19 protein-coding genes and 1 pseudogene are annotated in these 24,465 nt (G+C 73.3%); 11 read left to right on the forward strand and 9 right to left on the reverse strand.

Going from position 1 to position 24,465, the window contains the following annotated elements; genetic code table 11:
• Window positions 1–27: 27 nt before the first annotated feature.
• Window positions 28–858 (forward strand): hypothetical protein, encoded by an 831-nt coding sequence (locus tag OG199_RS34650; protein WP_405832776.1) that lies wholly within the window; start codon window positions 28–30, stop codon window positions 856–858.
• Window positions 855–1,400 (forward strand): histidine phosphatase family protein, encoded by a 546-nt coding sequence (locus OG199_RS34655; RefSeq protein ID WP_356801182.1) that lies wholly within the window; start codon window positions 855–857, stop codon window positions 1,398–1,400. The genes OG199_RS34650 and OG199_RS34655 overlap by 4 nt, the downstream gene beginning before the upstream one ends.
• A gap of 3 nt (window positions 1,401–1,403) precedes the next feature.
• On the opposite strand, the gene OG199_RS34660 is transcribed toward OG199_RS34655, so the two are convergent.
• Complete coding sequence (locus tag OG199_RS34660; protein WP_356801181.1) at window positions 1,404–3,440, reverse strand: amino acid transporter; 2,037 nt, start codon at window positions 3,438–3,440, stop codon at window positions 1,404–1,406.
• A gap of 179 nt (window positions 3,441–3,619) precedes the next feature.
• On the opposite strand from OG199_RS34660, the gene OG199_RS34665 reads away from it, so the two are divergent.
• The 3 genes from OG199_RS34665 to OG199_RS34675 all read left to right on the forward strand — a co-directional run bounded on the left by OG199_RS34665 (window position 3,620) and on the right by OG199_RS34675 (window position 8,693).
• Complete coding sequence (locus OG199_RS34665) at window positions 3,620–4,246, forward strand: YigZ family protein (RefSeq protein ID WP_356801180.1); 627 nt, start codon at window positions 3,620–3,622, stop codon at window positions 4,244–4,246.
• Between the two features lie 69 nt (window positions 4,247–4,315).
• Window positions 4,316–5,479 (forward strand): exonuclease SbcCD subunit D, encoded by a 1,164-nt coding sequence (locus OG199_RS34670; RefSeq protein WP_356801179.1) that lies wholly within the window; start codon window positions 4,316–4,318, stop codon window positions 5,477–5,479.
• Between the two features lie 211 nt (window positions 5,480–5,690).
• Window positions 5,691–8,693, forward strand: a complete 3,003-nt coding sequence (locus tag OG199_RS34675; protein ID WP_401806371.1) for an AAA family ATPase — start codon at window positions 5,691–5,693, stop codon at window positions 8,691–8,693.
• Window positions 8,694–8,762: 69 nt separating this feature from the next.
• Here OG199_RS34675 and OG199_RS34680 read toward each other — a convergent pair whose 3' ends face one another.
• Window positions 8,763–9,209: an Lrp/AsnC family transcriptional regulator gene (locus OG199_RS34680; protein WP_405832779.1), complete on the reverse strand. Its 447-nt coding sequence runs from the start codon at window positions 9,207–9,209 to the stop codon at window positions 8,763–8,765.
• Between the two features lie 136 nt (window positions 9,210–9,345).
• Between OG199_RS34680 and OG199_RS34685 the strand changes: the two genes are divergently transcribed.
• Entirely contained in the window at window positions 9,346–9,858 is a 513-nt protein-coding gene (locus OG199_RS34685; protein ID WP_401806369.1) for a rhodanese-like domain-containing protein, read from the forward strand.
• 118 nt (window positions 9,859–9,976) lie between these two features.
• Here the strand turns inward: OG199_RS34685 and OG199_RS34690 are convergent, their stop codons facing one another.
• Both OG199_RS34690 and OG199_RS34695 read right to left on the reverse strand, forming a co-directional pair.
• Window positions 9,977–11,668, reverse strand: coding sequence for a DUF885 domain-containing protein (locus OG199_RS34690; RefSeq protein WP_405832782.1), 1,692 nt, complete (start codon window positions 11,666–11,668; stop codon window positions 9,977–9,979).
• A gap of 63 nt (window positions 11,669–11,731) precedes the next feature.
• Window positions 11,732–12,238 (reverse strand): Lrp/AsnC family transcriptional regulator, encoded by a 507-nt coding sequence (locus tag OG199_RS34695; protein WP_356801174.1) that lies wholly within the window; start codon window positions 12,236–12,238, stop codon window positions 11,732–11,734.
• Window positions 12,239–12,319: 81 nt separating this feature from the next.
• On the opposite strand from OG199_RS34695, the gene OG199_RS34700 reads away from it, so the two are divergent.
• A complete protein-coding gene (locus OG199_RS34700; protein WP_405832784.1) occupies window positions 12,320–13,645 on the forward strand; it encodes a trans-sulfuration enzyme family protein in 1,326 nt (441 codons plus the stop codon).
• 130 nt (window positions 13,646–13,775) lie between these two features.
• Here OG199_RS34700 and OG199_RS34705 read toward each other — a convergent pair whose 3' ends face one another.
• The gene (locus OG199_RS34705; protein WP_356801172.1) at window positions 13,776–15,266 is read right to left on the reverse strand and encodes a GNAT family N-acetyltransferase; all 1,491 of its coding nucleotides are present in this window, start codon (window positions 15,264–15,266) and stop codon (window positions 13,776–13,778) included.
• Window positions 15,267–15,636: 370 nt separating this feature from the next.
• On the opposite strand from OG199_RS34705, the gene OG199_RS34710 reads away from it, so the two are divergent.
• The gene (locus tag OG199_RS34710) at window positions 15,637–15,759 is read left to right on the forward strand and encodes a hypothetical protein (RefSeq protein WP_405832786.1); all 123 of its coding nucleotides are present in this window, start codon (window positions 15,637–15,639) and stop codon (window positions 15,757–15,759) included.
• 55 nt (window positions 15,760–15,814) lie between these two features.
• On the opposite strand, the gene OG199_RS34715 is transcribed toward OG199_RS34710, so the two are convergent.
• Together OG199_RS34715 and OG199_RS34720 are read right to left on the reverse strand one after the other, a co-directional pair.
• Window positions 15,815–17,413, reverse strand: a complete 1,599-nt coding sequence (locus tag OG199_RS34715; protein ID WP_405832788.1) for an alkaline phosphatase D family protein — start codon at window positions 17,411–17,413, stop codon at window positions 15,815–15,817.
• A 231-nt stretch (window positions 17,414–17,644) separates the two neighbouring features.
• Complete coding sequence (locus tag OG199_RS34720; protein WP_405832790.1) at window positions 17,645–19,156, reverse strand: PLP-dependent aminotransferase family protein; 1,512 nt, start codon at window positions 19,154–19,156, stop codon at window positions 17,645–17,647.
• Window positions 19,157–19,203: 47 nt separating this feature from the next.
• On the opposite strand from OG199_RS34720, the pseudogene OG199_RS34725 reads away from it, so the two are divergent.
• A pseudogene (locus OG199_RS34725) lies at window positions 19,204–19,989 on the forward strand (DMT family transporter); the annotation flags it as partial.
• Between the two features lie 120 nt (window positions 19,990–20,109).
• Here OG199_RS34725 and OG199_RS34730 read toward each other — a convergent pair.
• The gene (locus OG199_RS34730) at window positions 20,110–20,940 is read right to left on the reverse strand and encodes an alpha/beta fold hydrolase (RefSeq protein WP_401806355.1); all 831 of its coding nucleotides are present in this window, start codon (window positions 20,938–20,940) and stop codon (window positions 20,110–20,112) included.
• A 247-nt stretch (window positions 20,941–21,187) separates the two neighbouring features.
• On the opposite strand from OG199_RS34730, the gene OG199_RS34735 reads away from it, so the two are divergent.
• Together OG199_RS34735 and OG199_RS34740 are read left to right on the forward strand one after the other, a co-directional pair.
• On the forward strand, window positions 21,188–22,072 hold the full coding sequence (locus OG199_RS34735) for an RNA polymerase sigma-70 factor (RefSeq protein WP_405832791.1): 885 nt from the start codon (window positions 21,188–21,190) through the stop codon (window positions 22,070–22,072).
• A 250-nt stretch (window positions 22,073–22,322) separates the two neighbouring features.
• Window positions 22,323–23,084 (forward strand): GntR family transcriptional regulator, encoded by a 762-nt coding sequence (locus OG199_RS34740; protein ID WP_401806350.1) that lies wholly within the window; start codon window positions 22,323–22,325, stop codon window positions 23,082–23,084.
• 214 nt (window positions 23,085–23,298) lie between these two features.
• Here the strand turns inward: OG199_RS34740 and OG199_RS34745 are convergent, their stop codons facing one another.
• Window positions 23,299–24,456: an ROK family transcriptional regulator gene (locus tag OG199_RS34745; RefSeq protein WP_356806078.1), complete on the reverse strand. Its 1,158-nt coding sequence runs from the start codon at window positions 24,454–24,456 to the stop codon at window positions 23,299–23,301.
• Between the last annotated feature and the right edge of the window lie 9 nt (window positions 24,457–24,465).

Raw genomic sequence — 24,465 nt, forward strand, 5'->3', positions numbered from 1 at the left:
GGCCCTCCGGCCGCCTACGCTCACCTCGTGCTGCGTATCACCGACGCCCGAACGGGCGAGACCGTCGAAGCCGTCCGCGCCCGCCGGGGTCTGACCCGCGTCGAGGCGCACGTGGAGCGTGACGATCTGTCCGCGCTGCGGGTCCTGCTGGTCGCCGACGTCCTCGCCAGGGCCCTGGAACTCGGCGGAACCCCCGTCGTCACGGTGGCCGACCCGCCCCCGGGACTCCGGGCGCGCGCGGATGCGCTCGGCATCCGCCGGGCCGAGGGCGAGCGGGGCGGCGCGGGCCCCGCCCTGCACGTGCTCGTGTCCGCGGGCGGCGCCCCTGAGGACCCGGCCCCCGGACAGTCGGCCGCCGGCCGCTCAGCCCGCGGGGAAACAGCCCCGATGAACCCGACGTCCACGGCCCCGACGTCCACGGCCCCGGCCCCCGCCGACCAGGACCCCGAGATCCCGGGGCCTTCGGACGCCGGCCTCGACGGCGCCCGCATCGAGGTCGCCCCGGTGAGCGGCACCGCGGACCACTCGCTGCTGCGGATGATCCTGCTCGCGACCCCGCGCCGGCAGGCCCTCGACCTCGCCGCCGCGGACCTCGACGGTGCCCGCGAGACGCTCGGGCGCTGGCGCAAGGCCGTCGCCGGCTGGGCCACCCGGCCGTCCAGGCCCGTTCCCGAGCACGTACGCCAGGAGCTGCGCGCCGCGTGGGAGGACGACCTCGACGTACCCGCCGTGCTGGAGGCGCTGCGACGTGTCGAGCACGCCGAGGACGTGCCGGACGGAGCCCGCTTCGAGACGTACGCCTACGCGGACCGGCTGCTCGGACTCGAACTCACCCGTGACATCGGGACGCAGTGGTGATCACACGCGCCGGAGCGGGCCCGCTGCGCAGACTCGTCGTCCTCAGACACGCCAAGTCCGCCTGGCCCACCGGCATCGGCGACCACGACCGGCCGCTCGCCCCGCGCGGCCGTCGCGACGCCCCGGCGGCCGGTCGCGCCCTCGCGGACGCCGACTGCCTGCCCGACCTCGCCCTGTGCTCCACCGCCGTACGCGCCCGCCAGACCTGGGAGTTGGCGGCGCAGCAGTGGGGTACGCCGCCGCCCGCGCGGTTCGACCGTCGGCTGTACGGCGCCGACGCACCCGAGTTGCTCGCGGCCGTGCACGAAGTCCCCGACCAGATGATGACGTTGCTCCTGATCGGACACAACCCGGGACTTCAGGAACTGGTCCTCGAACTGGCCGGGGACAGTCTCGACGACGCGCTGGACGACGTACGGACGAAGTTCCCGACCTCGGCCGTCGCCGTCCTCGCCTGGCACGGAAGTTCCTGGGGCGCGCTCGCCCCGGGGGTGGCCCTGCTGACGGACATGATCGTGCCGCGGGGCAGGAAGAAGCCCTGAGGATCAGCCCACGTGGACGCGAGGCCGCCGCTCGGGGTCGGGCTCGGCGCGGCGGAGCACTTCGCGGGTGACGGGGGCGACCTCGCCGTCGCCGAAGACGAGGAAGCGGACCAGGTGGCTCAGCGGGTTGCCCTCGGTCCAGTTGAAGTAGGCGTGCGGGACCTGGCCGGTGCGGTCGCGCAACCGCATCATGACGGCCGCGATGGTGTTGGGCACGGTGGCGCCCTCGACGCGCAGCCTGCGCACCCCGTGCTTCTCGTCGCCGTGCACGGCGAGGTCGGCCGTGAAGTCCGAGGAGTCGGTCACGAATATCTCGAGGAACAGCACCGGACGGCCGTCCGGTATGTGTGTCTGCTCGCGCTGGCTGTACTCCTTGGCGCGGTACTCCCGGGTGCTGTGCTCGTGCGGCTCGTTCGCTATCAGCAGCAGCGGACCGCTCGCCGCGGCCTCGTCGACGAACCGGGCCGCCGCCTCGTCGAACGTGACCTCGGCGGCCCGCAGTTCGAAGGCGCGGCGGACGCGGGACGCGAACGAGGTGAGCAGGATCGCCAGGATGAAGATCAGCGCGATCTTGATGCCGTCGGGGCGCTCGATGACGTTGGTGACCAGCGTGTAGCCGAACACCGCGGTGATCGCGCCGAAGCCGATCGCCGCGGCGCGGTGGCCGCGCTGGTGCACGGCGACCGCCGAGGCGAACGACGCGGAGAGCATCAGGACCAGCACACCGGTCGCGTACGCGCCGCTCTGGTCGTCGACGTTCGCGTCGAACCACAGGGTGATGAGCACCGCGGCCGCCATGAAGACCAGCACCAGGGGACGGACGGCGCGTGTCCACTCGGGAGCCATGCCGTAGCGGGGCAGATAGCGCGGGACGAGGTTGAGGAGGCCGGCGAGCGCGGAGGCTCCGGCGAACCACAGGATCGCGATGGTCGATATGTCGTAGACCGTGCCGAATCCCTCGCCCAGGTACTGGTGCGCGAGGTAGGCGAGCGCGCGGCCGTTCGCCGAGCCGCCGCTCTCGAACTCGCCCTGCGGGATCAGGATCGTCGTCGCCAGGCTGGACAGCAGCAGGAAGCAGCTCATGATCACGGCGGCCGTGGTGAGCAGTCGCCGGGTCTCGCGGATCCGGCCCGCCGGCTTCGCGTACGTGTCCGTGGGATCACCCTTGACCTGCGGCATCACCGCCACACCGGTCTCGAAGCCGGACATGCCGAGCGCCAGCTTGGGGAAGACCAGGAGCGCCACACCGATCATCGCGAGCGGCGAGGAGTGCTCCGCCGTCATCGCGTCCGTCCAGTCGCCGACCTTGTGCGGGTGGCTCAGCACCTGCCAGGCGGCGGTGACCAGGACGACGACGTTGAGCGTGAGATACGTCGCCACGAGCGCCACGGCGATGCCCATGGCCTCCTTGAAGCCCTTCAGGAAGACCGCGCCCAGCGCGGCCACCAGGAGAAGGGTGATCCACATGTTCGCGCCGTGCGTCCAGTGCGGCGCGAAGGGGTTCTCGACGACGTGCGCGGAGGCGTCCGCCGCGGACAGGGTGATCGTGATCAGGAAGTCGGTGGCCGCGAAGCCGAGCAGCACCAGGACGAAGACCTTCCCCGCCCACCAGGGAAGCAGCCGTTCCAGCATCGCGATCGAACCCTCGCCGTGCGGGCTCTCCTTGGCGACGCGGCGATAGACCGGCAGCGCGCCGAGCAGGGTCAGCGCGATCAGGACGAGGGTGGCGAGCGGCGAGAGCAGACCGGCCGCGAGGGCGGCGATGCCCGGCTGGTAGCCGAGAGTGGAGAAGTAGTCGACGCCGGTGAGACACATCACCCGCCACCAAGTGTGGCCCTGGTGTTCGGTGTCCGGGGTGGCGTGCGGGCCCGGGTGCCGGGCCGACTGCTCACTGAGCCCCTCCAGGAGCCACGCCCGCCAGCGGGGCGCGGCGGCCGAGGGCCCACGATCCGCGGGTCCGGCAGGGTCTGCGTTATCTGCGTTGTCGGCGTTGTCGGCGTTGTCTGGGTTGTGCGCGTTGTCCACCTGGGTGCCGGTCATGCTGCGATCTCCCTGCGATCGGTCGGGCCGGCGGTCCGGCTTCGGGCAACGAGGAGCGAGTATCCACCACGGCGTCGCGAGGGCCCGCGCCGGGGCGACCGCGCGGAAGACGGCGCGCAGGACGTCACCTCCGGGCTCCGCCGTCCGGCACGCGCGCGTGCAGCGCATACGCTGGCCGGATGCAGGACGAGTACCGCACAGTGGCCCGCGCGGGTGTGCACGAGACCGAGATCAACCGCTCCCGCTTCCTGTGCGCCCTCGCCCCGGCGGCCACCGAGCAGGAGGCCCAGGACTTCGTCGCGGGCGTCCGCAGACAGCACGCGGACGCCACCCACAACTGTTTCGCGTACGTCATCGGAGCCGACGCCGCCGTCCAGCGGGCGAGCGACGACGGCGAACCCGGCGGCACCGCGGGCGTCCCCATGCTCCAGATGCTGCTGCGCCGCGACATGCGGTACGTCGTCGCCGTCGTCACCCGCTACTACGGCGGGGTCAAGCTCGGCGCGGGGGGACTCATCAGGGCGTACGGCGGCTCGGTGGGCGAGGCGCTGGACGCCCTCGGCACACTGACACGCAGACGCTTCCGGCTGGCCACGGTGACCGTGGACCACCAGCGCGCGGGCAAGGTACAGAACGACCTGCGCGCCACCGGGCGCGAGGTGCGCGACGTGCGCTACGGCGAGGCCGTCACGATCGAGATCGGACTGCCGGACGCCGACGTCACGGCGTTCCGGGCCTGGCTCGCGGACGCGACGGCCGGGACGGCCGGGTTCGAACTGGGCGGAGAGGCGTACGGGGACGCGTAGACGGGCAGCGCGGGCCGATACGGGAGTAGCCGCCCGTGATGTCCGACCCGCCCGTTAGTCTCGGGGATCATGAGGCTTCTGCACACGTCCGACTGGCACCTCGGCCGGGCATTCCACCGGGTGACCCTGCTCGGCGCCCAGGCCGAGTTCATCGGCCATCTCGTCACGACCGTGCGCGAGCGCGGCGTCGACGCGGTGGTCGTGTCCGGGGACGTGTACGACCGGGCGGTCCCGCCGCTGGCGGCCGTGGAGCTCTTCGACGACGCCCTGCACCGGCTGGCCGACCTCGGCGTGCCCACGGTGATGATCTCCGGGAACCACGACTCGGCGCGCCGACTCGGCGTCGGGGCCGGGCTGATCGGGCGGGCCGGTATCCACCTGCGGACCGAGCCCTCGGCGGCCGGCACACCCGTGGTCCTCGCCGACGCCCACGGCGACGTCGCCCTCTACGGCCTGCCGTACCTCGAACCGGCCCTGGTGAAGGACGAGTTCGGGGTGGACAGGGCAGGGCACGAATCCGTCCTCGCCGCCGCCATGGACCGCGTCCGCGCCGACCTCGCCACGCGCCCGCCGGGCACCCGGTCCGTGGTCCTCGCCCACGCCTTCGTCACCGGAGGAGCGGCCAGCGACAGTGAGCGGGACATCACCGTCGGCGGTGTCGCCGCCGTCCCCGCCGGAGTCTTCGACGGCGTCGACTACGTGGCGCTGGGCCATCTGCACGGCAGCCAGACCATCACCGAGCGGGTCCGCTACTCCGGCTCCCCGCTGCCGTACTCCTTCTCCGAGGCGGACCACCGCAAGAGCATGTGGCTGGTGGACCTGGGCCCGGACGGCTCGCTCGACGCCGAACGCGTCGACTGCCCCGTACCCCGGGCGCTCGCCCGCGTCCGGGGGAGGCTGGAGGACCTGCTCGCCGACCCGGAGCTGACGCGTCACGAGGAGGCGTGGGTCGAGGCCACCCTCACCGATCCGGTGCGCCCGGCCGAGCCGATGGCCCGGCTGGCCGAGCGCTTCCCGCACACCCTCAGCCTGGTCTTCGACCCCGAGCGGGCTCCCGAGGACCCGGACGTGTCGTACGCCCGGCGACTGGCGGGCCGCAGCGAACAGCAGATCGCCGAGGACTTCGTGGCCCATGTGCGCGGCACGGCTCCCGACCCCCGGGAACGGGCCGTGCTGCGGGACGCGTTCGACGCCGTCCACGCCGACGAGGCCGTACGGGAGGTCGCCCGGTGACACCACCACCGCGCGGGTCCGGCGTCGCCGCCGCCCACCTCCCCGCCGCCCGAACCGACCGGGACGACTTCGGCGGCGACCGCTTCGACGCGAACTGCCGCGACGCGAATTGCCGCGACGCGAATTGCCGCGACGCGAATTGCCGCGACGCGAACTGCCGCGACGCGAACTGCCGCGACGGGGACCGCTTCGACGACAGCAAGGGGGGCCGATGAGGCTGCACCGTCTGGACATCACCGCCTTCGGGCCCTTCGGCACCACCCAGAAGGTCGACTTCGACGAGCTGTCGGCCGCCGGACTCTTCCTGCTGCACGGACCGACGGGCGCGGGCAAGACCTCCGTCCTCGACGCCGTCTGCTACGCGCTGTACGGAGCGGTACCGGGCGCCCGCCAGAGTGGTCAGGGACTCACCCTGCGCAGCGATCACGCGGCCCCCGCCACCCGCACCGAGATCCGTCTCGAACTCACCGTCGCCGGACGCCGGATGGAGATCACCCGGCAGCCCCCCTGGGCCCGTCCGAAGAAGCGCGGCACGGGCACGACCACCGAAAAGGCCCAGAGCTGGCTGCGCGAGTACGAGGGACCGGCGGGCACCTGGAAGGACCTCAGCCGCTCCCACCAGGAGATCGGCGAGGAGATCACCCAGCTGCTCGGCATGAGCCGTGAGCAGTTCTGTCAGGTCGTGCTGCTGCCCCAGGGCGACTTCGCCCGCTTTCTGCGGGCCGACGCCGAAGCCCGCGGCAAGCTCCTCGGCCGCCTCTTCGACACCCACCGCTTCGCCGAGGTCGAGAAACGCCTCACCGAGCGCCGGCGTGCCGCCGAGGCCGAGGTGCGCGACGGGGACGCCGCGCTGCTCGCCGACGCCCACCGCATGCAGCAGGCCGCCGGGGACATCGCGGAGGTGGCACTGCCCGACCTCGCGCCCGGTGACCCGGGCCTCGCCGAGGCCGTCCTGGCCTGGGCCGCCGTCGCCCGCGGCACGGCCCGCGAGCGGCTGACCCTCGCGCACAGCGCGGTGACGGCCGCCGAGTCCGCGCAGGCCGCCGCCGACCGCGTACTCGACGACGTACGGGAAGTGGCCCGCCTGCAGCGCCGGTTCACCGAGGCGCGGGAGCGCGCCGCGCGGCTGGAGGAGCGCTCGGACTCCCACCGGGAGGCGCAGGAACGCATGGAGCGGGGCCGCAAGGCCGAGGCGGTGGCCCCCGCTCTCGACCTGCGCGACGCGGGCGAGGCCGAGCACCGGCGCGCTGTCATGGCGGAGGCACACGCGCGTGCCGCTCTCCCGGCATCCTTCGCCGACGCCGGCGCCCCCGGGCTCGCGGCGGACGCGCGCAGGGCGGCCGAGGAACTGGGTGGCCTGGCCTCGGCCCGTCGGGCCGAGCGCCGGCTCGGCGAACTCACCGAGGAGCGCGCCGGCCTGGACCGCCAGGAGCGTGCCGACGAGGACGTCCTGCAGGACGCCGAGAGCTGGCTCGCCACCTGGGAGACCACCCGCGCCGGCCTCCAGGCACGTATCGAGACCGCGCAGGAGGCCGCCACCCGCGCCGAGCAGCTGGCCGTGCGGCGCGACCCCGCCCGGGCCAGGCTGCGGGCCGCCCGCGAGCGCGACCAGTTCGCCCGCGACACGGACGACGCCCACGAGCGCGCTCTCGCTTCCCGCGCCCACGCGACGGAGACGCGCGCCCACTGGCTCGACCTGAAGGAGGAGCGGCTCAAGGGCATCGCCGCGGAGCTCGCCGCCGGACTCGTCGACGGAGATCCCTGTGCCGTCTGCGGCGCCACCGAACACCCGGCGCCCGCGCGGAAGGTCGCCGGACACGTCGACCGGGAGACGGAGGAGCGCGCCCTCGCCGTCCATCAGCGCGCCGACGAGAAGGCGTCCGAGGACGAGCGCCGGCTCGGCGTCGTACGCGAGGCGCTCGCCGCCGCCTCCGCCGAGGCGGGCGACACACCGACCGATCGACTCGCCGAGCAGGAAGCGGAACTGGAGCGGGAGCACGGCGAGGCGCGCGCCGCGGCCTCCGGGCTGCACGCCGCCCGCGAGCGTCTCGCCCAGGCCGAACTCGAACACGAACGACGGGTCGCCGCCCGGCAGAAGGCCGAACTGCGTGCCGCGGCCCGGGTGTCCCACCGCGACACCCTCGACCGCGAAAGGGCCCTGCTGGAGGAGGAGTTGACGCAGGCCCGGGGCGCCGCCGAGAGTGTCGCCGCGCGGGCCGCGCAGCTGGAGCGGCGGGCCGCCCTGCTCACCGAGGCCGCGGACGCCGTCCGCGCGGCCGAGGACGCCGCACAGCGGCTCAAGGACGCCGACGCGCGCCTCGCCGACGCGGCCTTCCGCGCCGGGTTCTCCACACCGCAGGCCGCGGCCGCCGCACTGCTCGACGACGAGGCCCACCGCGACCTGCAACGGCGCCTCGACGCCTGGCAGTCGGAGGAGGCCGCGGTCCGCGCCGTGCTCGCCGAGGCCGACACGACCGCCGCGGCCCGGCGCCCGGCCGTCGATCTGCGGGCGGCCGAACAGTCCGCCGAGGCCGCCGCCCGCCGGCTGCGGGACGTCGCCTCCGCCCAGGACGCGGCCGCCCGGCGCTGCGCCGAACTGGACCGGCTGTCCGCGCGCGCGACCACGTCGGTACGCCGTCTGGGACCGCTGCGCGAGGAGTACGACCGGGTGGCGCGCATGGCGGGGCTGGCGGCGGGCACCTCGGCGGAGAACGAACGCAGGATGCGCCTGGAGTCCTACGTCCTCGCCGCCCGCCTGGAACAGGTCGCCGCCGCCGCGACCGTACGGCTCCAGCGCATGTCCTCCGGGCGCTACACCCTCGTCCACTCGGACGACCGTGCGGGCCGCGGCCGCAGCGGGCTCGGACTGCACGTGGTGGACGCCTGGACCGGCCGGGAGCGGGACACGGCGACGCTCTCGGGGGGCGAGACGTTCTTCGCGTCGCTCGCGCTGGCCCTCGGCCTCGCGGACGTCGTCACGGACGAGGCCGGCGGGGTGCGGCTCGACACGCTCTTCATCGACGAGGGCTTCGGCAGCCTCGACGACCAGACCCTCGACGAGGTCCTCGACGTGCTCGACTCGCTGCGGGAGCGCGACCGCAGCGTCGGCATCGTCAGCCATGTCGCCGACCTGCGGCGCCGTATCCACGCTCAGCTGGAGGTCGTGAAGGGGAGAACGGGATCGGTCGTACGGCAGCGGGGCGTCCACGACTGAGACGCCCAGCCCGTGGTGGGCGCCGCGGGCCGTCACCGCCGTGCCTGGTCGGTGGGGCAGGGCGGCGGGTCAGTGCCCCAGGGGGCGCCGGGGCACCGGCGAGGAGTAGACGACGCTCGTCGTCACCGAACCCAGCGTGCCGATCCTGCCCGAGATCTCCTCCAGGTGACTCATCGAGCGGGCCGCGACCTTGATGACGAAGCAGTCGTCGCCGGTGACGTGGTGGGCCTCCAGTATCTGGGGCGTCGCGTCGACGAGATCATGGAACGGCTTGTAGTTGCCGTTCGGGTAGCGCAGGCGGACGAAGGCGAGGATGGGCAGGCCGATGTTCTCCGGCGCCACGACGGCCGCGTACCCCTGGATGACGCCTGCCTCCTCCAGCCGCCGCACCCGCTCGGTGACCGCGCTCGCGGACATCGAGACGGCACGGGCCAGCTCCGCGAAACTGACCCTCCCCTCACGCTGGAGGACGTCGAGGATGCGCCAGTCGGTGGCGTCCGGGGAATACGAGGTCATGAGCGAGGAATAGCAGGGAAATCCCCGGCGGATCAAGAGGGAGGCCGTGGATCACCACTTCAGGAACGGGATCACCGCCCGTAGGTTTCTGGCCATGACACCTCTGACACCCGTGACGCCCCCACCCACGACACCCATGGCATCCGTGACACGTGGGGCATCCATGACCAGCGGCACGCCGCTCGCGACGAACGCCGTCCTGCGCGTCGCCCCCGCCGCTCCGGCCGCGGCCGCCGCCCACTTCGGCGCGAGCCTCGCCTTCCACGCCGACGTGTCCGACGTCGCCTCCGCGCTCGCGGCCGGCGGGGACCCCGGCTTCGTCGTCCTCGACTCCCGCTCCACCGAGTCGTGGGACCAGGGACACGTACCCGGCGCGGTCCATCTGCCGACCGCGCTCGTCGCCGAGCAGGCCGAGCGACTCCTCGACAGGTCGGTGCCCGTCGTCACCTACTGCTGGGGACCCGGCTGCAACGGCGCGACCCGCGCCGCCCTCGCCCTGGCCGAACTCGGCTTCCAGGTGAAGGAGATGCTCGGCGGGTTCGAGTACTGGGTGCGTGAGGGCTTCGAGTTCGAGACCTGGCAGGGGCGTGAGCGGCGCGCGCCGGACCCGTTGACGGCGCCCGTGGGCACGGAGGACTGCGGCTGCTGAGCGGGGGCGGATCAGCCCGGCCCGCCCGAGACCGCCGACGGCGGCCGGGCCCCGGCGGCAGGCCCGGGCCGTACGGCCGAGCCGCCGTGCGTCCGGGCCCGGCTGCCGTCGGTGGCGGTCAGAGTTGGGACAGCTCGTCCACCAGGTCGTCCAGGCCCAGCGAGCCCTGCGACAGGGCCGCCATGTGCCACGCCTTCGCGTCGAAGCCGTCCCCGTGGCGCCGCTGCGCGTTCGCGCGGCCCTGCAACCAGGCCCGCTCACCGAGCTTGTAGCCGATGGCCTGACCGGGAATCGAGAGATAGCGGGTCAGCTCGCTCTCGACGAAGTCCGCGGGCCGGCTGCTGTGCGCGCCGAAGAACTCCTCCGCCAGTTCGGGCGTCCAGCGCTCGCCGGGGTGGAAGGGCGAGTCCGCCGGGATCTCCAGCTCGAGGTGCATACCGATGTCGACGATCACCCGGGCCGCGCGCATCATCTGCGCGTCCAGATAGCCGAGGCGCTGCTCGGCGTCCGCGAGGAAGCCCAGCTCGTCCATCAGCCGCTCCGCGTACAGCGCCCAGCCCTCGCAGTTGGCGCTCACGAGGCCCACGGTCGCCTGGTAGCGGGAGAGGTCCTCGACGACGTGCACCCACTGCGCGAGCTGGAGGTGGTGCCCGGGAACGCCCTCGTGGTACCAGGTCGAGACGAGGTCGTACACGGGGAACCTGGTCTGCCCCATCGTGGGCAGCCAGGTCTGGCCGGGCCGGGAGAAGTCCGACGACGGCGCGGTGTAGTAGGGAGCCGCGGCACTGCCCGGCGGCGCGATCCGGGACTCCACCCTCCGTACCGGCTCGGCGAGTTCGAAGTGCGTGCCGTCCAGAGCGTCGATCGCCTGGTCCATCAGGCCCTGCAGCCATGTCTGGACCTCGTCGACACCCTCGATGTGCGTGCCGTGCTCGTCCAGGTACGCGAGCGCCACCCAGGGCGTCTCGGCGCCGGGCAGGATCTTCTCGGCCTCGGTCCTCATCTCGGCGAGCAGCCGGTGGTACTCGGCCCAGCCGTACGCGTACGCCTCGTCGAGGTCGAGATCCGTACCGTTGAAGTAACGCGCCCAGCGCGCGTACCGCTCCCGGCCCACCGTGTTCGGCGCGCCCTGGATGGTGGGCGCGTACACGTCGCGCATCCAGTCGCGCAGCTCCACCAGGGCCCGGGTGGCCGTCCGCGCGGCGGTGTCCAGCTCGTCGCGCCGGGAGTCGGGGCCCGCGGACACGAAGTCCTCGAACCAGGCACGGCCGTGCGCGTCCGGAGCCGACCACTCGGTGAGCTGGTCGACGAAGGTCGCGGTGGGGCGTGGACCCGCGTAGAGCTTGCGTTCCAGACCGAGGGCGAGGGACTCGCGGTATCCGGCCAGCGCGGCCGGCACCGCGCGCAGCCGCTCGGCGATCGCCGCCCAGTCCTCGTCCGTCCCGGTCGGCGCGATGCTGAACACCTGCCGGACGGCGTGCGCGGCGGTGTGCATGTTCCCGACCGCCCGCAGCCCCTCCTCGGCGTCGTGCACGGCCAGTTCGGCGGTCAGCCGCTCGCGCAGCAGCCGCGCGCAGCGGCGCTCGGAGTCGCTGTCCGCGCCCGGCTGCCGTTCCGCCTCGTCGAGGCGGGCGAGAGTCGCCCGCGCCAGCTCCGCGAGGGCCTGCTGCCCCGCGGGAGAGGGATCCGGGAGCCTGCCGGCGCTCTCCTTCACACCGAGGTACGTACCGAGGACCGGGTCGAGGGCGATGAGGTCGTCGACATACGCGTCGGCGACCTCGCGGGGCAGCGGATTCTTCGTCTCTGACATGCCGACATCCTCATACGGGAACAGGCATCCCGTCAGCCCGTCACAGCGGGCTTTTGGTCCGCATCAGCCCGATTTCGCTGTGGGCGTCGTTCCGGGCCCGGTGGGCGGCAGGAGCGGGCCGCAGTCCCACTGCTGGAAGATCAACCGGGTCTCCACCCGGGCCACTTCACGCCGGGAGGTGAACTCGTCGAGAACCAGCCGCTGCAGGTCGGCCATGTCCGCGACCGCGACCTGCACGAGGTAGTCGTCGGGACCGGTGAGATGGAAGACCGTCCGCGACTCCGGCAGTGCCCTGATCCGGTCCACGAACGGACCCACCAGCTCTCTGCGGTGCGGCCTGACCTGCACGGACAGCAGCGCCTCCAGGCCCCGGCCGAGCTTCGCCGGATCGAGCCGCAGCTGATGGCCGAGAATGACTCCCGCGCGGCGCAGTCGCGTCACCCGGTCCAGGCAGGTCGAGGGCGCGACCCCGACCTGCGCGGCGAGATCGCGGTACGTCGTCCGGGCGTCGTTCTGCAGCAGTCGCAGCAGATGAAGATCCACCGGATCGAGTACGACGGAATCGGCCATGGCCCGAACGTAACACGGGTTACGACGCCACGACCCCGGTCGGTGTTCAGGCTGCTGTGCATGGACTTCGGCGGAGATGACATGGACGCGGACATACGCGGCACGCGCGACACCGGCGTCGGTTCCGACAGCGGGACCGGGCTCACCGGGACCGGGCTCACCGGGACCGGGCTCACCGGCACGGGGATCCCCGGCCCGCGGGGTGAATCCCGCACACGTACCCGCGCTCTGGCCACCGAGGCCGTGCACGCGGGGCGGGAGGACCTCGCCCGGAAGGGGCTGCACGCCGCACCGATCGATCTGTCGACCACCTATCCCTCGTACGACAGCCGGGGCGAGGCCGCCCGCATCGACGCGTTCGCGGCCGACGGCGCCGAACCGGAGGGCCCGCCCGTCTACGGCCGCCTCGGCAACCCGACCGTCGCGCGCTTCGAGACCGCCCTCGCCCGGCTCGAAGGAACCGAGAGCGCGGTCGCGTTCGCCAGCGGTATGGCCGCGCTGAGCGCCGTCCTGCTCGTACGCAACGCGATGGGCCTGCGCCACGTCGTCGCGGTGCGCCCCCTGTACGGATGCAGCGACCACCTGCTCACCGCCGGGTTGCTCGGCTCCGAGGTGACCTGGGTCGACCCGGCGGGCATCGAGGACGCCCTGCGCCCCGACACCGGGCTGGTCATGGTCGAGTCCCCGGCCAACCCGACGCTCGCCGAGATCGACCTGCGCGCCGTCGCGCACGCCTGCGGTTCCGTACCGCTCCTCGCCGACAACACCTTCGCCACGCCGGTGCTGCAACGCCCCGCCGAGCAGGGCGCGCGTCTGGTCCTGCACAGCGCCACCAAGTACCTGGGCGGGCACGGGGACGTCATGGCCGGAGTGGTCGCCTGCGACGAGGAGTTCGCCGGACGGCTGCGCCAGGTGCGGTTCGCCACCGGTGGCGTCCTGCATCCGCTGGCCGGGTATCTGCTGCTGCGGGGACTGTCGACCCTGCCGGTACGGGTCCGGGCCGCCTCCGCGAGCGCCGCGGAACTCGCCGGCCGGCTCGCCGCCGACCCACGCGTCGCCCGCGTCCACTACCCGCGGATCGGCGGCGCCATGATCGCCTTCGAGGTGCACGGGGACCCGCACGAGGTCATCGCCGGAGTCCGTCTGATCACCCCCGCGGTCAGTCTCGGCAGCGTCGACAGCCTGATCCAGCATCCGGCGTCCATCAGCCATCGCATCGTCGCCGAGGGCGACCGTCGCGGCGCCGGCGTGAGCGACCGCCTGCTGCGCCTGTCGGTCGGGCTGGAGGACGTCGAGGACCTGTGGGCCGACCTGGACGACGCGCTGGGACGCGCGACGGAGGTACGTACGGCGGGGGGAGGGGGCCGGAACCTGCGGGAGGAACACGCGGGTTCGGCCACAGAATGAAGGGGGGAGGCCCCGGGCGAGGTGCCCGGGGCCTCCGAGAGGTGCGTGCACCGGTGGTGGGGAAGGCCGCCGGGTGCGCCGAGAGGGCGTGCCGGGCGTCGCGAGGCAGGCGGGACGCTCGCAACCCGCCCTAGTCCCGGGTGACCCGCTCACCGCGCGGCGACCCGTGCCGGCCCTGCTCCTGCCCGTGGACGTACGGGAGCGGGGACGTCACCGGTGCCGTGTCCAGGCGCGCGGTGATCACGAGGGTGCCCTCCTCGATCTGGTAGTCGAGAGGGAGATCCAGGCTGCGCATCGCGGCGACCATCCCGGTGTTGGAGGCCTGCGTGACGGCGTACACGCTCTCGCACCCCGCCTCGACCGCCATCGCCACCAGACGGCCGAGCAGTTCGCCACCGATACCGCGCCGCTGCCAGTCGTCCTCCACGAGCAGCGCGATCTCGGTCTCGTCACCGTCCCAGAGGAGATGGCCGAGCCCGACCATGCGCCCCGACGGCGTCCGGACGGCGAGAGTGCGGCCGAAGCGCGGGCTGAGCAGGTGGTTCAGATAGCGGTCCGCGTCCCCGACCGGCCCGTGGTACCGCATGGTCAGCGTGCGTGACGAGCAGCGCTCGTGCATCGCCTTCGCGGCCTCCAGGTCGGACACGTCGGCGCGGCGCACGGTGATCTCGTTGCCCTCGGGCAGCGTCAGCATGTCCTGGCCCCTGGGGATGCGCGGACCCAGGCGCGCGTCCAGCTCGACCAGCGCCCGCGCCCGCGCGAACTCGGTCGGCGTGAACGGCAGGTACGGCCGCTCCACCGTGATCACCCCACCCTCCGGTGCGCGCAACCGCATCACCGTGTCCTCCAGCGCTCCTTCGACCGGCGCGCCCTCTTCCGACCGGCCCGACCCAGGAGACCTGGCGGGCAGCGAACGAATGGTGCACCGACCGAGCAACTGCCGGAGGGCCAGTGGAAGTTCCGCCGCGTCCAAAGCCGTTCGCGTGGCCAGGCCGAGGACGCGTGTGGGTGCGTCCACCAGGTCGTGGGCGTCGGCCCGCTCGATCCAGGTGCCGGTGCCGCCCGCCCGTGAGAGCGCGCGGGTGATCTCGGACGCGGGCAGCCCCGCGGGCGCGCGGAGCAGGAACTCGTCCACGGTCCCCTCCGCGAGCGGGTGTGTCTGCAGGCTGAGGATGTCGACCTGCCGGTGCGCAAGCGCCGTGCACAGCGCGGCCAGCGAACCCGGCTCGTCCCTGACCGTCGTCCGCATCCGCCACAGCACGGTCGCCCCGTCGGCGGCCCCCGGAGCCGCCCCGGACCGCGTGGCCTCCTCGGTCTCCTCGGTCGCCCCCGCCTTCTCGGGCCGCCCGGACCGCCGCCCGTCGGCGAGTGTCCGGGCACCGGTATGGTCCGGCGGCGGCGCGTGACCGTGGCGGCGTGCCCACCATGTGTGGAATCCGGCCGTGGCGACCAGGGCGGCGGCCGAGATCACCAGCAGGGCCGGCCCGTCGGGGCCGTGTCCGATCAGGTTGGCGACGGCGTCCGCGACCGCGACGGCGGTGAACAGTGCGGCGAGCTCCACGAGATCCCGCCGCCAGTGGTGAACAGGACGGCCGTGCCTCGCACGGGTCACATCAGACATGTCTGGAGTCATGGAGCCACTGTGAAGGACTGGTGTTGCGTGATCACGAACGGTCTGTGACTGATCGGTAAAGTGTCCTTCTATCCCTTTTGTAGTTCTTTTTGCGGTTGTTTTGCCTCCTTCGGAGCACCTGAGTTACGCACCTGGTCAGGCGCCCCGCCGCGGGGTCGGTGCGGTCCGGCGCCGACGAGCCTGTGTCACTCCTTTGGACGAGTCACCTCGGTCAGCCGTCTGCGCGAGCTGGACGAGATCACCACGCGCCCCGGACCGCCGGCGGACGCCGCGGTGAACTGCCGGGCGGACCGGCGACGACGGGAGGGCCGGCCGTACCTCCGCGGCGGCGGGAACCCCGGCGGCGGACATCTGAGGCATGATCAGCACGTCTGTGGACAACGGCGGTTGGCGCTCGCTGGCGGGCGAGGGCGCGCTCCGCGAGGTGCCCGGCGAAGCAGGGGCGGCGCGTGCGGCCACGCGGGCGCGCACCGGGGGATGACTCCGGTGCGCGACCCGACATGTCGAGGGTACGGGAGTCTGGAGGGGCCGTGGAGCTACTGACCCACACGTCCCGGCTGGAGCACCTGGGTGAAGAGCACGCTGCCGTCCTGTTCGCGCAGACGCACCGTCAACTCCCCACTGTCGCCGTCGATATCGACCTCACCGAAGAACTGGTAGCCATCGGCCGGCGAGACGTTGGAGGCCGTCGGCGCCTTGACGAAGACCCGGTCCGGTCCGAAGGTGCCGTCGAGGGCGCTCGCCGGGAACGCGCCCGCGTTGAGCGGTCCGGAGACGAACTCCCAGAAGGGCTCGAAGTCCTTGAACGCGGCCCGCGACGGGTGGTAGTGCTGTGCCGAGGTGTGGTGCACGTCGGCCGTCAGCCACACCGTTCCGGTGATCCTCCGGTGCTTGATGAACCGGAGCAGCTCCGCGATCTGCAGCTCGCGGCCGAGCGGAGCGCCCGGGTCGCCCTGGGCCACGGCCTCGAAGTTCGGCTTGCCCTCGTTCGGGTCGGGCACGACCAGCCCGAGCGGCATGTCGTTGGCGATCACCTTCCACACCGCGCGCGACGCGGCCAGTTCGCGCTTGAGCCACTCCAGCTGTTCGCGCCCGAGGATGCCCTGCGGGTCGGCGGCCTGGTCGTCGGGCGAGTTGGCGTTCCGGTAGGTGCGCATGTCCAGCACGAACACGTCCAGGAGCGGGCCGTGGTGGACGGTCCGGTAGATCCTGCCGTCCGGGCGCCCGCTGATCGTGGAGATCGGGAAGTACTCGGAGAAGGCACGCCGGGAGTGGACCGCCAGGTCGTCGAGCGCCGTACCGGCCGGGTAGGGCGTGCCGGTCCCGACGACCTCTCCGGGGTACCAGTTGTTGCGGACCTCGTGGTCGTCCCACTGGATGATGTTCGGCACCTGGGCGTTGAAGCGGCGCAGCGCGGAGTCCAGCAGGTTGTAGCGGAAGTTGCCCCGGTAGTCGGCCAGGGTGACCGCGACGTGCGACTTCTCCTCGGTGGTGACGCTCCGGTAGACGCTGCCGTCCGGAAGCGGTGCGCTGGCCGCGATCGGGCCGTCGGCGTAGATGTTGTCGCCGCTGCACAGGAAGAAGTCCGGGTCCACCTTCGCCATGGCGTCGAAGATCCGGTAACCGCCGATCGACTCGTTGATGCCCCAGCCCTGTCCGGCCAGGTCACCGGACCAGACGAAGCGCACGTCCCGACGCCGCTTCGCGGGCGCGGTGCGGAAGGTGCCCGTCACCGGCTCGCCGGTACGCCGTGGGTCGTCAGCGTCGGCGAGCAGGACGCGGTAGTGGATCTGCTCGCCCGCGGGCAGCCCGCGCAGCCGTGTCGTACCGGTGAAGTCCGTGTCGGCGCCGAGCAGCGGACCGTGCCATCTGCGCGGGTTGCGGAGCGACTCGGTGGCGGACGTCTCGACGATCATCCGGGCGGGACGGTCGGAACGGACCCACACCAGACCGGAGTCCGCGGTCACGTCCCCGGCCTGGACCCCCCACCCGGCCCTCGGCCGTCCGGACAGGGCCAGCGCCGGGGCGGCGCCGAGCGCGGTGGGCAGCGCCAGTGCGGCCGAGGCGGCCAGCGTGCCGCGCAGCACGCTGCGGCGGCCGGGGAGCGGATGGGGGCCTTGCGGACGGTGTGACATGAATGCGCCTCCAGGGACGGATTCGGCCGGTGTGCAAGGCCACAACTACTGGTGTGCCGCAGCGCGTACGGAAACCGCAAGTGAACAACGGGCCCTGCGGGCAACGGAATCGGCGCCGGTCTCCCGGGTCTCACGTGCAGCGGCCCGCGGTCGCACAGGAAGGTGAGCCGGGAGTCTCCCGTGAACCCGCGTCCGACCTCCCCGCCCGCGTCGCTCACCCGCCCGCGTCGCTCACCCGGCCGCGCCGGCCCGCACCGCCTTCGCCAGCAGCCGTACCCCTTCACGGATCCGCGCGGGGGACCGGTGCGCGTAACCGAGGACCAGACGCACGCCACCCGCCCTCACGGCCCGCTCGTAGTCCGTCAGCGGACGCACCGCCACCCCCGCCGCGGTGGCCCGCAGCAGGAACTCGTCGAGCGGCCCGTACCGTGCGGGCAGCGCGGCGATGACGTGCAGACCCGCCGCGATCCCGGACACCTCCGTGCCGGGAAAGTACTCCGCGAGGGCGGCGACGAGGGCGTCCCGCCGTTCCCGGTAGGCGCGCCGGCAGCGGCGCAACTGCCGGTCGTAGTCGCCCCGTTCCACGAAACGCGCCAGGAGCGCCTGGTCGACGACGGGGTTGCCCAGATCCATGGTGCGCTTGCGCGCGACGACCTCCGCGGCGAGCGACGCCGGTACGAGCAGCCAGCCGAGCCGCAGACCGGGCGCGAGCGACTTGCTGACCGACCCGGTGTAGGCGACTCGTTCGGGATCGAGCCCCTGAAGTGCCCCCACGGGAGCCCGGTCGTAGCGGAAGTCCCCGTCGTAGTCGTCCTCGATGACCAGCCCCTCCACCGAGCGCGCCCAGTCGAGGAGGTCGGCGCGGCGCCGCGCGGTGTACGCGATCCCCGAAGGGAACTGATGGGCGGGCGTCGTCACCACCGCCCGTACGCCCGACTCCCGCAGCGGTCCCATGGCCAGCCCCTCCCCGTCCAGCGGCAGCGGTACGGTGCCGACCGCGGCCGAGGCGTACAGGGCGCCGTGCTCGGGGCTGCCGGGGTCCTCGACGCCGACGGCCCGCATCCCGCGCGCGTGGAGCGCGAATCCGAGCAGTGTCATCGCCTGCGCGACCCCGGACACCACGACGACGCGCTCCGGGTCCGCGACCACGCCACGGCGTCGCACGAGCAGTTCCGCCACGGCGGTGCGCAGCCGGGGCAGACCCCGGGGATCCGGGTAGCCCAGGGCGTGGTGCGGCAGTTCGGCGAGCACCCCGCGCTGGGTGGCGGCCCAAGCCGCCCGCGGGAACAGGGACAGGTCCGGTGTCCCGGGAAGGAAGTCGGTGCCGGCCCCGGTGGGGCGCGGGGCGAGATCGCGGGCGGCCGGGCGGCCCGCCCGCACGGCGTCGCCGACCCAGGTCCCCGCGCCCCGGTCGCTGCGCAGATACCCCTCAGCGGTCAACTGCTCGTACGTCTCGGTGACCAGTCCCCGCGACACACCGAGATCGACGGCCAGTTCACGGCTGGACGGCAGCCGGGTACCCGGCGCCAGCCGGCCCGTACGGACCGCCTCCCGCAGCGCGGCCTGAAGAGCACGGCCACGCGCGCGTGCCGGTGCCGAAGCGGCCGGCAGGAGCAGTTCCCAGGCGGCGGTCCACCGGGCGGGGCCCGCGGGGCCGTGGCCGCCCGGGGCGGGGGCGGGCGGGGCCGGGGCACCTGGGGCGGCGCCGTCCGGCTCGCCGTGACTGGTCCCCGATGGCGTCATGGAAGTGGACCTTAAACCGGACCGCGGCCCTTCGTAGCGTCACCGGCATGAACACCACCACCAAGGGGTCGCTGCTCGCCGCCCTCGCCTGTGTCCTCGTCGGAGGCTCCTTCACCGCCAACAGTGTTCTGGGCCACTACCCGTACGCGGGCGGCCAGTTCCTGCGCTACGGCCTGGCGTGCGCGCTGCTGCTGCCCCTCTCCGGCCGGCACGGCACGGCACCGCTGCGCCGGCTCGCGCCCCGCCAGTGGGTGCGGCTCGCGCTGCTCGCGGCCGTGGGCATGGTCGGCTTCAACCTCGCCGTGCTCGCGGCCGAACGCACGGCGGAACCGGCTGTCCCCGGGGTCTTCGTGGGCTGCGCCCCGGTCGTCGTGGCCGTGTTCGTCCCCCTAGCCGAGGGACGCCGTCCGCGGCGCCGGGTCCTGTACGGGGCGACGCTCGTCGCGCTGGGCGCCGCCACCGTCCAGGGCTGGGGCCGTACCGACGGCGTCGGCATCGCGTGGTCCGGGTGCGCGCTGGCCGGCGAGGTGGGCTTCGCGGTCCTCGCCGTGCCGGTGCTGCGCCCGCTGGGCCCCCGGCTCCTGTCGGCCACCGTGTGCGGGATCGCCGCGCTCGAGTCGGCGGCGGCCGGGATCCTCGCCGGCGGCGGCGGATGGCTGCGGACGCCGGACGCCGCCGAGGCCACCGCGCTGCTGTGGCAGGCCGTGGTGGTCACGGTCGTCGGCTTCGTGGCCTGGTACATGGGCATGCAGCGCATCGGCGCGGAGCGCGCCACGCTCTTCTCCGGCCTCATCCCCGTCGCTGCGGCCTGGACCGCGCCGCTCGTCGGCACGGGCACGTACGGCGCCGCGCAGGCCGTCGGCAGCGTGCTGGTCGGTACGGGAGTCGCCCTCGGCTCCGGAGCGCGGGGGCTCAGCGCCGGGAGACGCGCCCCGGCCGCCGCCGCGCCGTGTTCAGCTGCTGCCGTCGAGAAGGACGCGGGCGACGAGCGCGGGGTCGTCGTTCATCGGGACGTGCCCGCAGCCGGGCAGCCGCACCAGCCGGGCCCGCGGAATGATCTGCTTGGCTCGGATCCCCTGACGGCGCACCAGCAGCCGGTCCCGGGTGCCCCAGGCGACGGTGACGGGCAGTCCCGGGACGTCGTCCGTGAACTGGACGCTGATACCGGCCCGCAGCGTCTCGGCGAATCCCTCGGCGTGGGCCAGCGCAAGGGTCTCGGCGACGACGGCCTCGGGTGAACGGCGGCCGGGCCGGGCGTAGATGGTGCTGGTCAGGGCGGCCCGCCCGGCCACCGTGCGCGAGAGGCGTTCGACCGCGGGGAGCGGCAGGCGCCGCGCACCCAGCCGCATCGCCATCAGCACTCCGAAGGCGTACCGCCGCTCCGCGGTCGTCCAGAAACCGGCGGGCGACAGCGCGGTGACGGACCGTACGAGCTTCTCGCGGCCCAGTTCCAGGGCCAGGAGTCCGCCCAGCGAGTTGCCCGCCACGTGCGGACGGTCGAGCTCCAGCGCCTCGCACAGCGCGCCGAGCACGGGTACCACCGTGCCGAGGTCGTGCGTGAGTCCGTCGGGCAGCGCGGGGGACGCGCCGAATCCGGGCAGGTCGACGGCTATCACCTCGCGCTCTGCGGCCAGGATGTGGACGACCGGGTCCCAGGCCTGCCGGTGGTGACCGATGCCGTGCAGCAGGAGCAGCGGTTCTCCGGTGCCCACGCGCGCGTAGGACACGGTCACGGTCTTCGGGCCGTGCGCGGAGGGGAGGCTGAAGGAGACCGTGGCGGACATGATGCTGCTCCTCGTCTGGTGGCACACTGCCGGAACCAACGTCGTAGACAGCTTGTCAGCAACCGCTACCGACGGGTAGCCCCCGGTGGCCGGGAACCGCACGACACACGCGCGCGTGCCCGCCGCGCCCACCCCGCGTACGCCGTCAACTCCCCGCGCACACATCCGGATCGGCCTTCCGTCGCGCCGCTCCGGACGGAACCCGTGCCGCCTGGACAGGACGGGACGCGTCGGCTGGGATGGAGCCGTGACCACCGACACCGCGACCGAGGTCTTCGAAGAACACCGCTCCGTCCTCACGGGCGTCGCCTACCGCATGCTGGGGCGGGTGGCCGACGCGGAGGACGTGGTCCAGGAGGCCTGGCTCCGCTGGTCGGGCGCGGACCGGAGCGAGGTCCGTGAACCGCGCGGCTACCTGGTGCGCGTCACCACCCGTCTCGCCATCGACCGGCTGCGCCAGGTTCAGGCGCGCAAGGAGGCGTACGTGGGCCCATGGCTGCCCGAACCGTACGTCACCGACTTCGGGAACACCGTCGAGGACACCGCCGAGCGGGCCGTGCTCGCCGACTCCGTCTCGCTCGCCGTCCTCGTCGTCCTGGAGTCCCTGTCCCCCCTGGAACGCGCGGTGTTCGTGCTCAGGGAGGCCTTCGGCTTCCCGTACGCGGAGATCGCCGCCGTCCTGGACCGCGGCGAGCCGGCGGTGCGCCAGCTCGCCGGGCGGGCCCGCAAGCACGTCGGGGAAAGGCGACCGCGCTACGAGGTCGACCCGGCCGAACGCCGTGATCTGACCGAACGGTTCCTCGCCGCGGCGGCGGAGGGGGACCTGGAGGGCCTCATGTCCCTGCTGGCCCCGGACGTCCGGCTGGTCGGCGACAGCGGTGGCCTGTCCAAGGCGCCGCTGCGGGTCATCGAAACGGCCGACAAGGTGGCACGCTTCCTGCTCGGCGCAGCCCGGAAGGGCGCCCCCGACCTCTCGTTCCGCCTCCTGGAGCTCAACGGCGGCGCGGCGCTGCTCGCCCTGTCCGGCGACAAGCCCGACAGCGTCTTCCAGCTCGACGTCGTGGACGGCCGGATCCAGTGCGTCTACATCGTGCGCAACCCGGAGAAGCTGGTGTCCCTGGGCAACCAGTAATCGCACCGTCCCCTTACCAGTCGAAAGCCCCCGTTCTGCGGACGGGGGCTTTCGGCGTCATGTCACGAACATCGCCCAGCGCGAACGGTCTGTGAACGCTCCGCGGCACCCGCCTATGCAATCCGTAAGGGATCGAGGATTGGTCTTGACCAAGGGTGAGGGCGGCTTTATGGTCGCAGAGATAGTGCAGGAACCTTTAATAAACAAGGGCGCTAAACGCCGCCGGGCCACGGCGATTGCGGAGGACAGGGTGGGGACCACGCAGCTGGAAACGGTGCCGGAGCCTAAGTACTGGCATCTCAGGACGGTGCTCAGTGAGGCACTGGACTCCGAGTTCTCGGTGGGTGAGATCCTGCCCAACGAGCGCGATCTCGCCGCCAGGTTCGGAGTCGCCCGGGCCACCTTGCGCCAGGCACTCGAACAGCTCGAGCTGGAGGGGCGTCTGCAGAGGCGACGCGGAGTGGGCACCACCGTGGCCCCGCCGCGCGTGGGCGTGGCCGTCGGATCCGAGCAGCACGTGTGGCCGGGCGCCGTCGGCGACGCCTGGCAGCCCACGGACTGCGTGACGGCGGTTCCGCCCGCCGCGGTGGCCGACGCCCTGGAGACGGGCCACGACGTCGCGGTGCACACCATCCGCCGCTCCCGGGGTACGCACGGCCAGCCGGTCGCCGCCGAGCTGCTGTACGTCCCGGCGGCCTCGGTGCCCGACCTCTCGGCGATAGACGCGCCCGCGGGGGCGGCGCGCGCGCGTGCCGTGCTGCGCGAACTGCAGCGCCTCGACCTGGACGGCCAGGACCGTGCCGTCGAGCTCGGCTCGGCCCGCGCGGACGACGCCAAGGAGCTGGACCGACTGCCCGGAGCGCCCGTCCTCGTCGTCACGACCCGGTTCTACGCCCGGGGGCGCACCGCGGCGGTCTCCGTGGCCACGTACCGCGCCGACACCTGCCGGCTGACCTTCGGGGACTCCGGCGGCGTGGAGATCCACCACGACCCCGAACGCCGGGCCTCATGAAGCCCTGAAGTCCGAAGTCCTGAAGTCCGAAGTCCTGAAGCTCGGGCTGCCGCCGAGCCGTAGCCGTCGCGCCCCGGACACCGGGGCGCGACGGCTTTTCGCCAACCGGGCCTCGGTGAACGGCACTTGGCGTGCGGTCATCGGCGCGCGGCTTCGGCACCCGGCCACGGGCGCGCGGTCCCAGGCGTCGAGCAGGACCGGCCTCGAAAGTCGATCAGCGGCGCGCCGTCACGGTCCCCTCCACCGCGAACAGCTGCTCCTCCACATGGTCGAGGGCCAGCCGCAGGGCACCCGTCGCGATGGCGGCCTCGCCCAGGAGGGAGAGCGTCACCTTGGGCGGCCGCAGACAGTAGCGGGCCAACTCGCGCCGCAGCGGCTCCAGTACGCCGTCCAGACCGGCCGCCCAGCCGCCGATCACGACGAGTTCGGGATCGAGGGCGAGGGCCAGGGCCGCCACGTCGTGCACGAGCCGCTGGATGAAGCGGTCGACCGCCGCGCGGGCCCGCTGGTCGCCGCCCTTGGCGAGCGCGAAGACCTCGGCGACGGCCTGCTCGTCGAGCGGGTGCAGGGGCTCGTCCGTGGTCGACAGCAGCGTCTCGGGGGTCGCCTCACTGCCCAGCAGATGCAGTGCCCCGATCTCTCCGGCGGCGCCTCCGTATCCCCGGTGCAGCCGCCCGCCGATCAGCGAACCCGCGCCGGGGCTCAGTCCGGCCAGCACGAACACCACGTCGTCCGACTCGGTGGCCGAGCCCTTCCAGTGCTCGGCCACCGCCGCCGCGTTGGCGTCGTTCTCCACCAGCACCGGGCACTTGAAGGAACGGCTCAGCCGCTCACCCAACCGCAGCCCCGTCCACTCCGGCAGCGCGGTGCCCAGCCGTACGGTGCCGTCCGCCTCGACGATCCCGGGGCTTCCGACGCCCACCGCGCGCAGGGAGCTGCGGGCGACGCCGGCCCGGCGCAGCAGCTCGGCGACCGCGGTGCGCAGCCGGTCGAGTCGCTCGTCCGCCGGCGCGGTCTCGTCGACCTCCTTGGAGATCGCGCCCAGTACGCGCCCGTCCAGATCGGCCAGGAGCACAGCGACCCGGTGCGGACCGATCTCCAGACCCAGCAGATGCCCCGCCTCCGCCCGGAACCTGAACCGGCGTGCCGGGCGGCCCTGGCGCCGTGCGGCGCCCTCCTCGGCGGCCTTCTCGACCACGAGCCCGGCCTCGATCAGCCCCTCGACGACACCCTCGACCGTCGGCCGCGACAGCCCGGTCACGCGGGTGACCTCGGTGAGGGTCGCGCACTCGGTGGCCCGCAGCGCGTGCAGCACCACCGCTGAATTGATCCGTCGCAGCAGAGAAGGGTCCCCGCCGGTCAACCGCCCCAACGTCCGTCC

It is taken from the genome of Streptomyces sp. NBC_01176, from assembly GCF_045039825.1.
In the GTDB taxonomy this organism is placed as follows: domain Bacteria; phylum Actinomycetota; class Actinomycetes; order Streptomycetales; family Streptomycetaceae; genus Streptomyces.